Origin of the sequence: Modestobacter altitudinis, assembly GCF_005930475.1 — a bacterium.
In the GTDB taxonomy this organism is placed as follows: Bacteria; Actinomycetota; Actinomycetes; order Mycobacteriales; family Geodermatophilaceae; genus Modestobacter; species Modestobacter altitudinis.
In genome coordinates this window covers 1-10743 of sequence record NZ_SJEW01000111.1, presented here as the reverse complement: position 1 = coordinate 10743, position 10743 = coordinate 1, and the positions used below count along the sequence as shown (strand labels likewise).

General features: G+C 71.8%; 10 protein-coding genes. 8 read left to right on the top strand and 2 right to left on the bottom strand.

What is annotated here, in order from left to right; genetic code table 11:
* The first annotated feature begins 50 nt into the window (after positions 1–50).
* From FHL79_RS24000 to FHL79_RS23990, 3 genes are all read left to right on the top strand, one after another.
* Positions 51–503 (top strand): hypothetical protein, encoded by a 453-nt coding sequence (locus FHL79_RS24000; protein ID WP_138761069.1) that lies wholly within the window; start codon positions 51–53, stop codon positions 501–503.
* A gap of 243 nt (positions 504–746) precedes the next feature.
* The gene (locus tag FHL79_RS23995) at positions 747–1025 is read left to right on the top strand and encodes a hypothetical protein (protein WP_138761068.1); all 279 of its coding nucleotides are present in this window, start codon (positions 747–749) and stop codon (positions 1023–1025) included.
* Positions 1026–1573: 548 nt separating this feature from the next.
* The gene (locus FHL79_RS23990; protein ID WP_138761067.1) at positions 1574–1858 is read left to right on the top strand and encodes a hypothetical protein; all 285 of its coding nucleotides are present in this window, start codon (positions 1574–1576) and stop codon (positions 1856–1858) included.
* A 517-nt stretch (positions 1859–2375) separates the two neighbouring features.
* Here FHL79_RS23990 and FHL79_RS23985 read toward each other — a convergent pair.
* Positions 2376–3485 carry an endonuclease/exonuclease/phosphatase family protein gene (locus FHL79_RS23985; protein WP_138761066.1) on the bottom strand — a complete coding sequence of 370 codons (1110 nt, stop codon included), beginning with the start codon at positions 3483–3485 and terminating at the stop codon, positions 2376–2378.
* Positions 3486–3843: 358 nt separating this feature from the next.
* Between FHL79_RS23985 and FHL79_RS23980 the strand changes: the two genes are divergently transcribed.
* From FHL79_RS23980 to FHL79_RS23960, 5 genes are all read left to right on the top strand, one after another.
* Positions 3844–4671 (top strand): tyrosinase family protein, encoded by an 828-nt coding sequence (locus tag FHL79_RS23980; RefSeq protein ID WP_171058330.1) that lies wholly within the window; start codon positions 3844–3846, stop codon positions 4669–4671.
* 7 nt (positions 4672–4678) lie between these two features.
* On the top strand, positions 4679–5194 hold the full coding sequence (locus FHL79_RS23975; RefSeq protein WP_138761064.1) for a hypothetical protein: 516 nt from the start codon (positions 4679–4681) through the stop codon (positions 5192–5194).
* 115 nt (positions 5195–5309) lie between these two features.
* Positions 5310–5927, top strand: coding sequence for a GVDTG sorting domain-containing protein (locus FHL79_RS26675; RefSeq protein WP_500684522.1), 618 nt, complete (start codon positions 5310–5312; stop codon positions 5925–5927).
* Positions 5924–6634, top strand: a complete 711-nt coding sequence (locus tag FHL79_RS23965) for a class F sortase (RefSeq protein WP_218938596.1) — start codon at positions 5924–5926, stop codon at positions 6632–6634. The genes FHL79_RS26675 and FHL79_RS23965 overlap by 4 nt, the downstream gene beginning before the upstream one ends.
* 369 nt (positions 6635–7003) lie before the next feature.
* A complete protein-coding gene (locus FHL79_RS23960) occupies positions 7004–7519 on the top strand; it encodes an AfsR/SARP family transcriptional regulator (RefSeq protein WP_138761063.1) in 516 nt (171 codons plus the stop codon).
* On the opposite strand, the gene FHL79_RS23955 is transcribed toward FHL79_RS23960, so the two are convergent.
* Positions 7520–10351 (bottom strand): TIR domain-containing protein, encoded by a 2832-nt coding sequence (locus FHL79_RS23955; protein WP_171058329.1) that lies wholly within the window; start codon positions 10349–10351, stop codon positions 7520–7522.
* Positions 10352–10743 lie beyond the last annotated feature (392 nt).

The following is a 10743-nucleotide window of genomic DNA, read 5'->3' as shown; positions in this document are numbered from 1 at the left end:
CCCCATCACCCTCACCATCGCCCTCCCCGTCGCCCACCGGGCAGGAGGCGGTGTTCGCCGGCCGGACGGAGGACGACCGGGCCAGCTTGGCCATCATCATCGTCGCCGGAGAGGCAGCCGCGTACCTCTGCGACGGGACGATGCTCGAGGCCTGGTTCGAGGGCCCGGTCGCCGACGGTCGGCTGGACCTGGCCGGCCCGAACCGTGCGACCCTCACCGGCATCGTGGACGGCGGCCGCGTCTCCGGCCGCATCATGGCAGCGGGCCTGGCCACTCCCTTCGTTGCGGGCGCGGCGGCCGAGCCTGCCGGGGTGTATCGCGCCTCGATCGTGGAGGATGGCGTCGAGGTCCTGTTCCGCTGGGTCGTACTCCCCGGCGTTCCCCCGCTCGGGATCTCCAACGCGGACGGTGTTCGCGACAAGGCACCTGCGTTGCGCCTCCCTGAGGGCACCTTCGTGACTGCGGACGGCACCACCCATCGAGCCGACCGCGTCAGCCCGTGACCGGCGGGGAGTGCGTCCACCGGCGAGCCGAACGATTGGCCTGGAGTGGACGGCGGTCGCCGGTCGCGACGGTCCAGGGTCGCCCCGGAGCAGTCAGCGGAATCCCGCCGACCACCTCAGCCGGACCACGCCGGGCTCCGCCCCGCCCCGGGGTCAGGCGCTCGTTGGCCAGATAGATGGCACCGGGGGCGTGAAGTGCGGAGGCGACGGACACCAGCAGATGCGCGTGGAGGGGCGGTCGGGATGCGCAGCACCGCCCGGCTGCTGACCACGCGACCGGCCAAGGCCGATCCCACTCCTGGCGACCCTGCGTGCGGCCGCGCGCCGTTCGAGCTGCCGTACTCACTCGCGATCCCCGACGACGAGCACAGCCGTTGGCGTCTGCACCTCGGCCTGCTGAATAGCTCGACACGGCTAACCGAGGACCTCTCCGCGGCCGGTGAGACCGGGGCACTCCTCGACGAGCTCACCCTCGTCGACGCCGCCGCGCGCGCCGTGGTCGAGTCGCTGCTGAACCCATGATGCGCCGGTACGCGACGGTCGTCGCCGTCGTCGCCGGCATCTCCCTCGGCGACTTCGGCCTCGCCGAGGCGCTTCACCTGCCCTGGGCGGCTGCGGCCCCGTCACTGGGGACGTTCGCCGCGCCGATCGCCGCGGTGTTCGGGGTGGGCATGCTCATGGGTGATGCGGTGCTCCCCGGGCCCTCCAGCCTGGTCAAGGTGGCACTGGGCAGCACCTTCGGACTCGTGGGAGGGGCAGCCCTCGACTGGCGGGAAGGGTCGGCGGAGCCCTGGTGGATTCGCCCTCGGGCGGCAGCTCGCGGGCGCGGCCCCGCCGCCGGACGGCGAGCGGGCGGCCCGTCTGCTGCGCCGCTGACGTGTCGTCGCCGTCACCGTCAGCCGCCCGGTACCAGTCCTCAGCGAAACCCTCGCCGTCCTCGCCGGGATGTCGACGATGAGCTGGACATGGAGCCGGGGTCGCGGCGGTCGCCGGGTCCCTGCCGGAGGCGGCGCTGCTTCTCGTGGGCCAGGGCCTCTGCCCGCGGCCGCCGCCGCGACTGGGGACGGCAGATGAGCGAGGGTCAGGGCCGGGATGACGGCCAGGAGCTCACCGTCTCGCTGGAGAGGGCGGCCTTGCCTCCCGAGGTGGTCGATCGCATCCACCGGGCACTCGTGGAGCGGTGCGGCAGGGGATCGCCGGGATCGACGTCGCAGTCCGTGACGCCGTCCGTATCCTCGGCCTCGGCCACGCATTCGTCGACCGCGGAAGGACGCAGGCGTCCAGGCCCGGGTTTGGTGGACCGCATCCCGTTCCTCGGCCAGGCGCCGTCGCTCGCCTTCGACAAGGGCCTCTAAGAGGGCCGCTACCTGCACCGGTGGCTGACCGATCAGCCGGCCGAGTGCGGAGTGCGGACCGGTAGGACCTGGAGATCAGCCAGGAGCAGGACCCGGACTCCGCGGCCCTACCGCCGGAGAAGCGCTACCGACTGGCGGTGGTCGTCTCAGACGCCGGCGGCCTGATGCATACCTTCCCGGCGGACTACGACCGTACGGGCTCGCGGCGGACGACGTCCCCGTCGCCGACGCCGCCCGCGCGACCGCCGACCGCCTGCACCGGAACGGCCGCACCGCTGCACGGGGTTTCCTGGACGCCTGGGACTGGGACGCCTACCTCGTCCGCCGCTTCGAGCGGCTCGGGGTCCCGCCGCTGATCCCGACACCGGCACCGGCGCCGGACAGGTTGGAGACCGCCCTCGACGGCTGACGGTCCGAGTACCCGGTGACCGGCCCCCTTGGGCTCGACCAGCGGCGGCACCAGGTCGACGGTTCGGGCGGAGTCTCGTCCACCATGGGGCTGATGGGACACCTCGCCCTACACCTCGATGTCCGCCCAGATGGCCGCGTGGTCGGAGGCGGCCTGGTGAGGTCCGGCCATGTCCGGGTAGTGCTCCCACAGCGTGCCGTTCTTCCCGCCCCAGACGCCTCTGCGGTGGATGCCTCCGCCGGAAGTCACGGCGAAGAGGCTGGGGGAGAGGAGCACATAGTCGATCTTGGTGCCCTTGGTTCCGTTGCGGAATGTGCCTGGCCTCCCGTCGTTGGTGAAGCGGGGGCTCTCGGTGATGTCACGCAGGTCGGTGCCGGCCAGGAGCGGTTCGAGGGCCTTCGACTCCGGGCTATCGTTGAAGTCACCGACGACTGCGACGTGGTCCTCGCCTGCGGCACGTGCGGCCTCGTAGAGCTGCGCCACCCGGACCGCCTGGCGACGGCGTCGGGCGTCGTTGGCCTGCTGGCTCCCGAAGCCCTTGCTCTTGAGGTGGTTAACCAGCAGCAGCAGGCGGAACCCTCCAGGGCCGCGGATGGCGTACTCGGGACAGTCCCGGCTGAAGATCGCCCCCCTGTCGTCGACATCGTCGACGTGGGACGTCATGGCGGAGATCTCGTAGCCCTCCTTGAGGAGGACGCCGACGTCGATCCCGCGGTCGTCGTTGCCGTCGATGACCATCGCGTGCTCGTAGGCAGGCGCGCCGACCTCGGGCAGCACGACTCTCGAAAAACCCTTGAGCGTCGGCCGGTCCTCGACCTCCACGGTCCCCAGGACGTCTGGCGCGAGGTCGCGGATGACCTGCCCGGTGTGGCGGGTGGAGAGTTCATCAACCGGTCCCTTCGTGAGCTCCACCCAGCCGACCCAGTCGGCGCGGCCCGAGGCCGTTATCTCCACCCGTCCGTCGGGATGGCGGGTGAGCAGGTGGCCACGGTTCTGCCGCAGGACGGCGAGAGGCCCGGCGTCCGACGCGGACAGGCCGAGGGCATCGAGGAGGTCAACGATCTCGGCCTTGTCGTCGTCGGAGTACTCCGGCCGGCCGAGCACCGCGTTTACGCGGGCCTGGCGCTCAAGGACCGGGCGCCCGGTCTCCCAGTGGGAGGGGTCAAGCGCGCGGGCGCGCTCGAAGAGGTTCTCCACGTTGAAGGACGCGATGCGCACGGTCGGCCCCCCATCCGCAGCCGGCATCGGGCGTCTGCCTCCCGCCATGGCTGTCTGACGGCACAGGATTCGGTGCTCCTGTCACCGTAGCGTCACGCCCACCGTCGGCATGGTGCGTCTTGTCGTCGTGGTCCTCGCCGGTGAGCACACCCCTGCTGCACCCCGCCCCGTGTCGGCCGGCGGCCTGCGCGCCTCGCGACCCAGCGCACGTGACGCTGCCGTGACGACTCCCGCCTAGCGTCATCTCGTCCCCGAGCCATGGCGTGTCGGCGCACTCCACGTGTCGCCGCCATTGGTCATGTCCCGTCGTACGCGTCTCCTCGGCGAGGGACGCGGCCCGTACCAGAAAGGGCAGTCCATGGCCGTCGGAACCCCCTCGTCCCACCTGGCGGCCTCACCGGTCCGGTGGCGGCGGAGCGCTCGGCGGCTCACCCCCGGGCAGGTCGCGCTGCTACGGGAAGCCTTCAGCGCGACGATGGGCATCGGAGACGAGCGGGGCTACAACTACTTCGCCGGTTTGCACGGGCTCCCTCGCCCCATGGACTGCACCGTGGCGCACGGTCGACCGTTCTTCCTGCCGTGGCACCGCGCCTACCTGTACTTCTTCGAACGCGCACTCCGCGACCAGGTCCCCGAGGCCACGCTGACCTGGTGGGACTGGCGGACCCCGACGATCCCGGCGATCTTCGCCGCCGAGCAGGATCCCGGGGGCCAGCGGAACCCGCTCCACTCGGCGCCCGTGGATCCTGTGGCCCTCCAGCAGGGGGCGGATGCTCGGCCGCCGGTCCTCGCGAGGCGGTGGACCGAGCGGGACCCCGGAGCACCAGGCACTCCTCCGCTCCCGACTGCTCAGGACGTGCAGGACGCCCTCGCGCAGACCGACTACTCCTCGTTCACCGAGGCGCTGGAAGAACTGCACAACCGGGTGCACCTGTGGGTCGGCGGCCGGTTCGGCCACATGCGACTGGTCGAGTTCTCCAGCTTCGACCCGATCTTCTGGGCGCATCATACGATGGTCGACCGGATATGGCGGCTGTGGCAGTTGAGCCATCCCGGAGCGCGCCCGCCCGCCTCGATCCTGCGGACCGCGCTGTCACCCTTCCCGATGACGGTCGAGCAGACACTTGACACGACGGCGCTCGGCTACGACTACGCCGTCTCGACCAGCTCGGCACCGACCCCCTAAGGCAGCCATGGAAATCTACACGTCACCGCCCCTCGACATCGCCGCCTCAGGAGCGGCCGAGGCGACCGCGGCCCCCGTCTTCGACCGAGCGGACCTGATATTCCACGACGTGGACCACTCCGGTCCGTCCTTCACGGCCCGGGTGTACCTCGCGAACTCCGACGCCGACGCCGCCACCCCGATCACCGCCGAGACCGGCTACGCCGGCTGCTTCACCATCTTCGGGCACGGCGGCTGCGTGGGTACCGACGACGACCACTGCAACCCCAAGGCCCGGACCGTCGACGAGTTCGACCTGCGCATGCCGCACCCGCTCCTCCCGCAGACCAAGGTCGTGACCGTCACCGAAGCGCTGCGCCGGCTCGGGTCGGTCAGCGAGGTCACCGTCACCGTGGTGCCCGTCGTGCCCGGTGATTCGGGACCCGAGGTCACCGATGCACTCAGCTTCACCACCATGCGGCTGGCCACGTACCGGGACGACAGCCGCCTGGACGACGTTGACCAGGAGAACGGCTCCGCGTAGCTCCGGTGCGGTGACGGTGAGGTGACGGCGTCCGGGCAGGCTGACCGGAGGAGAGGGACCTCCGCGGCCAGTGCCACGGAGGATCGCACCCGGTCCCGCACGAGGGGATGCCGCCATGTCGTCCTACGGGGAAGACCGGCCGAGCTACGGGGCGGGCGGACCGGATCCGGGCCAGGGCAGCCCGGGGTACGGAAGTGGGGGGCCGCCCGACGGATCCGGCGGCGCGGGACCCCCGACACCGGACCGTCGACGTCCGCCCTGGCTGATCATCCCCCGGGTGCTGATCGCCCTCGTCGCGCTCGCGGGGCTGTTCCTGCCGATCGACCGAGACACGACCCCCATCAGCTACACGACCGGGCCGGCGGGGTCGCCCGGTCCGGCGGGGTCGCCCGGTCCGAGTGGGCCACCCGGGCCGAGTGGGCCACCCGGGCCGAGTGGACCGCCCGGGTCCAGCGCATCCGCAGCGCCTCCCGGGTCCACCGACGGGACCGGCACGAGCAGCGGGTCCGCCGCAGGTGGTGCTCCCGGCTCGGGGGGCACGCCGGCGGCTGTCACACCTCTCGGTGCGCCGGACACGGGCGGGGGCGGCACGTCGTCGTCCGCGGACGACGTCCTCGTTGCCGGAGGGGTGACGGCACTGGTCGGCGCGGCGTTCGTGGCCGGTTACGTGGTGCGGCGTCGCGACGACGGTGTCGAGCACGGACCCACCCGGACCGGCCCGGGAGACCCGTGACCGGCCGCGCGGGCAGGCGGCGCCGTTGGTCCGCAGTGCTCAGCGCCGGCTTGCGCCGCCGAGGTGGCTGGGCCGGCACCCTCCTGGGCGCGGCTGGCCTGGTGCTGCTTCTCCTGGGCCTGACCCGCTCACCGGAGGCTCCGCTGCCGCTTGCCGCGGCTCCACCGAGCGCTCAAGACCTGGTGAGCGGCCTCTTTGCGGGCGCCGGTGAGACGGACACCGCTGCCCCTAGCGTGGATACGCAGCGATCTCCCCCTGTCCACCTCGACATCCCGCGCATCGGGCTGCACACGGACGTGGTCCCCGTTGGCCTGAACCCGGACGGCACGGTCGGCGTCCCAGCCCTCGTCCCGGGGGCCCCTGCGGCCTGGTACCGGAACCTTGCCTCGCCCGGGGACCCCGGCCCCGCCGTCCTGCTGGGGCATTTCGACACCTACCGCGGGCCTGCGGTTTTCTACCGGATCCACGAGATGCGGCCCGGTGACGCGGTCGAGGTCCACCGTGCCGACGGCCGCACCATTGACTTCGCAGTCGACTCAGTGCGCACGTACCTCAAGACGGAGTTCCCGTCCGAGGCCGTGTACGGCCCGTCCGCCGAACCGGTGCTGCGGCTGCTGACCTGCGGCGGGGCGTTCGACCGGGACCGGCGGACGTACCTGAGCAACGTGGTGGTCTTCGCATCCCTCAAGGCGGTCCGGGAGCGCTGATCGGCCGGGCACCGGTTTGGGCCGGCCACCGTCTTCTGAGGGGAACCCGCCGCCATCGGCGTGACGAAACGGTGACGACCCGCCTCCTATCCTCGTCCGCGCCCAAAGGGGGAGGGGAGACATGCCAGCTCAGCAGTTGCTGGACGACGGGACGCTGCGCGAGCCGGCCCCGACAGGACCGGTGCTGCACCTGCTCGATGGTCCTCATGTCTGTGTCGATGGACGTCGCCGGGAGATCCCCGAGGGCAGCAAGCGATTGCTGGTCTTCGTCGCTCTGCGGCGCCGGCGCGTGGAGCGGCGGTACGCGGCCGGCCTGCTGTGGCCTCTTGGCAGTGACGACCGTGCGGCGGGAAACCTGCGCGCGAGGACGTGGCCGTCGATGTCGAGCTCGTCCGCGACTGGGCCGCTGGCCTCATCAGCGGCACGACACCAGTCGATGAGCTCACCATCACCCCGTCCTGGTATGAAGCGCTCGACCTGCTCCCGGGCTGGTACGACGACTGGGTGATCGTGGAACGCGAACGGCTGAGGCAGCGGATGCTGCACGGACTGGAGGCGTTGAGCCGCCGACTGGTCACCGAGGGACGCTTCGCCGAGGCGGTCGAGGCGGTCGAGGCGGTCGAGGCGGTCGAGGCGGTCGAGGCGGTCGAGGCGGCGATGGTGGCGGTCTCCGTCGAGCCGCTCAGGGAGAGCGCCCAGCGGGCACTGGTCATGGCCCACCTCGCTGAGGGGAACCGGGTGGAGGGTCAGCGCTGTTTCGACGCCTACCGGGAGGCGCTCCGCCGCGACTTGGGAGCCGAGCCAGCATCTGAACTGACCGCGCTGGTCCGCGTCGGCGTGACAGGACACTGCTCCGAGGTTCAGTTGACTCGTCGGGTGCGATGATCAGGCCGCGCAGGTGTCCCGGTAGGCCAGGCCTGTGACGAAGCGCTGCCACTCCTCACGGTCCAGACCACGCCCGGTGATGGCGCACGCCCGCTCGATCGACGCGTCCCTCAGGCCCCGGAGCGGTCCGAGACCCCACAGGCCGAGGGTGCCGTCGTGACTCCCGGTAGCCAGGGTCTCCCTGTCCGGCGAGAACGCGACCGCGTTGACGGAGCCGCGGTGCCCGGTCAGGGGTTCACCGAGGGGGCGCGGTCGGCCCGGATTGGTCAGATCCCACAGGACGGCGGTGTCGTCTCTACCGCCGCTGGCCATCGTGCGGCTGTCGGGATCGAAGGCGACCGAGCGGACGTCGTCGCTGTGCCCCGTGAGTGCCGGACCGAGCCGACCGGGCCGGGCCGGGTCGGCCACGTTCCAGAGCCGGACCGTGCGGTCGGCGCCTCCGCTGGCGAGCATGCTCCCGTCCGGGGAGAAAGCCACGGTGTAGACGAAGCTCGCGTGGTCGCTCAGAGTGACTGCGATCTCGCGGGGCGCGGCTGGGGCGGCTACGTCCCAGAGTAGGACCGTGCGGTCGGCGCCGGCGGCAGCCAGGGTCTGGCCGTCGGGGGAAAACGCCACCGCGAAGACGTCGCCGGTGTGCCTGGTCAGCGGCCTCCCGATCTGCTGCGGTCGATCCGGATGGCTGATGTCCCACAGCAGGACGGTGTGGTCGGCGCCGGCGGTGGCCAGGGTCCGGCCGTCCGGGGAGAACGCCACCGCGAAGACCGCGCCGGTGTGTGCGGTCAGCGGCCTCCCGACCTGCCGCGGTCGCGCCGGAGAGGTGACGTCCCACAGCAGGACGGCGTGGTCGGCGCCGGCGGTGGCCAGGGTGCGGCCGTCCGTGGAGAACGCCACCGCGAGAACCTCGCCGGTGTGTGCAGTCAGCGGCGGACCCAGCTGCCGCGGTCGGGCCGGGTCGGTGACGTCGTGAAGCAGCAGACCTCCGGCGCCGCCGCTGGCGATCGTGCGCCCGTCCCGCGTGAAGGCGACCGCCTCCACGGGGCCGCCGTGCCCGGTCAGGGGATCGCCGATCCGCTCGGGGTGCAGCGGATCAGCGAGGTCCCACAGGATGACGGTCCGGTCGTCACTGGCCGTGGCGAGCGTGCCTCCGTTCGGGAAGAAGGCGGCTGCGTTCACGTAGTCGGTGTGCCCGGTCAGGGGCTCGCCGAGCCGCCGAGGGCGCAGGGGATCGGCGAGGTCCCACAGGATGACGGTCCGGTCGGAGCTCGCGGTGGCCAGCGTGCGCCCGTCCGGCGCGAAGGCAACCGCATACACCTCGCTGACGTGCCCGGTCAGGGGCTCGCCGATCCGCCGAGGAGCAGCCGGATCGCTGACATCCCAGAGCAGGGTCCTGTTGTCGGCCCCGGCGGTCGCGAGGATGGCACCGGCAGGGGAGAAGGCCACCCCCCAGACCGCGTTCGTGTGCGCGGCGAGGGGTGCCCCTAGCCGCCGTGGTCGCGCCGGGTCGGACACATCCCACAGCAGCACGTTGCGGTCGAAACCGGCGGTGGCCAGGGTCCGGCCGTCCCGGGAAAAGGCCACCATGGTGACCAGGTCGGTGTGACCGATCAGCGGTTCCCCGAGCCGCCGGGGGCGGGCCGGGTCGGACACGTCCCACAGCAGCACCGTGCGGTCGAAACTGGCGGTGGCCAGGGTCCGGCCGTCAGGGGAGAAGGCGGCGTAGTGGACCTCGTCGGTGTGGTCTGCCAGGGGTTCCCCGAGCCGCCGGGGTCGGGCCGGGTCGGTGACGTCCCACAGGACGACGGTGCCATCCCCGCTCGCGCTCGCCAGCGTGTGCCCGTCCGGGGAGAACTCGACCGAGTAGACGAAGCTGCTGTGGCCCTTCAGTGGCTGCCTGATCCGACGGGGTCGGTCGGGGTCGGCCACGTCCCACAGCACGATGCTGCCGGCGCGGTCCCCGGTTGCGAGGGTGCTCCCGTCACGGGTGATCGCCACCCCGACCAGGCCCTTGTCGTGCGGCAGCGTGCGCGAGTACCGGGTGTGCGTCAGGGTGTCGACCAGGCTGGACCTGGTCTCGGGGCCAGGGTCGAGCCGCTCAGCAGCGATGCCCAGGAGCAGGGCAGTGCGAGCGTCGCCGGTTCGTGCCGCCTCGGCCTGGGTGACGAGCAGACGCGCCACGGCGAGGTCCCGTTGTTCCCGGGCGACGTTGCGCTGGACGAAGAACTGCACCGAGGTCACGGTCGCGACGACTGCCAGGACGAGCAGAGCCGCAATGGCGGAGTTCCGCCATCTGATCGTCCGTCGCTGCTGGAGCATGTCCTCGCCGATCAGCTGCTCCTTGCTGACACCGTGCAAGGGAGCAGCCAGATCGGCCACGACGTCGCGGAACCTCGGGTTGTGGGGTGAGAGATCGTTGGCGTCGCGCGCCCATCTCAGGTCGACCCACAGCGGCTCCTCGCCGAAGACCCCGTACAGCTGAGGTGGCAGGGCGCTGGACGCACCGCGGTCGAAGTCCCCGCTGCCGTCGTCCCACGTGAGTTCACCGCCGGTCAGGGCCACCAGGAGTCGGTCATGCGGCTTGTTGGCGAGCCACCAGGCCACTTCCTGCTGGACCCACCGCGATGCTGACGCCTGTGGCGACGAGAGCAGGATGAAGAAGGTCGACGCCTGCAGCGCCTGCTCGATCGACGACCAGAGAGCAGGGGACGCGGTCAGGTCCGTGTCGTCACGGAAGACGTGGAAGGCCGGAGGCCTGTACCAGGGCTTGCCGAGCCGGTGCAGCCCGCGTTGCAGGGCCGGAGCGAGCTTCCCGTCGGCGGCGTGACTGTAGGACATGAACGCCCGGAACCTGGCGTCCTCGTGCTGCCCGGACACCCCATGCGTGCCGTTGCCTCCTCCGTGGGAGACCGGATGATCGCTCACAGCGAGACTCCGACTCGATCTGCCTACCCGACTCTGCACTCAGCGCCTTCCCGAGCTGCGCCCCGACCGGCTCCGGTGCCGCGTCAGGCGATCCTCGACCGCAGTCCCTCCCGTCCGTGCAGAGGAGGGCCACCGACCGGGCATCGTCGGAGCGAGGCCCGAGGAAGGCCGTGGACGCCGGCCCGGGCCCGCTCAGCCGGCGCCGACGCCGTCCTCCGCCCCTCCGGTCGCTCACGGTGTCGAGGAGCCCGTCATGCCCCCGCTCGCGGGTGGCGGGGTGCTGGTCTCCGGCGGTGGGGCGGTGC

Excerpts from the sequence above, each read along its gene's own strand:
- FHL79_RS23980 (WP_171058330.1), top strand. The coding sequence starts at position 3,844 with ATGGCCGTCGGAACCCCCTCGTCCCACCTGGCGGCCTCACCGGTCCGG.
- FHL79_RS23995 (WP_138761068.1), top strand. The coding sequence starts at position 747 with ATGCGCAGCACCGCCCGGCTGCTGACCACGCGACCGGCCAAGGCCGAT.
- FHL79_RS26675 (WP_500684522.1), top strand. The coding sequence starts at position 5,310 with ATGTCGTCCTACGGGGAAGACCGGCCGAGCTACGGGGCGGGCGGACCG.
- FHL79_RS23955 (WP_171058329.1), bottom strand. The coding sequence starts at position 10,351 with ATGTCCTACAGTCACGCCGCCGACGGGAAGCTCGCTCCGGCCCTGCAA.
- FHL79_RS23975 (WP_138761064.1), top strand. The coding sequence starts at position 4,679 with ATGGAAATCTACACGTCACCGCCCCTCGACATCGCCGCCTCAGGAGCG.
- FHL79_RS23990 (WP_138761067.1), top strand. The coding sequence starts at position 1,574 with ATGAGCGAGGGTCAGGGCCGGGATGACGGCCAGGAGCTCACCGTCTCG.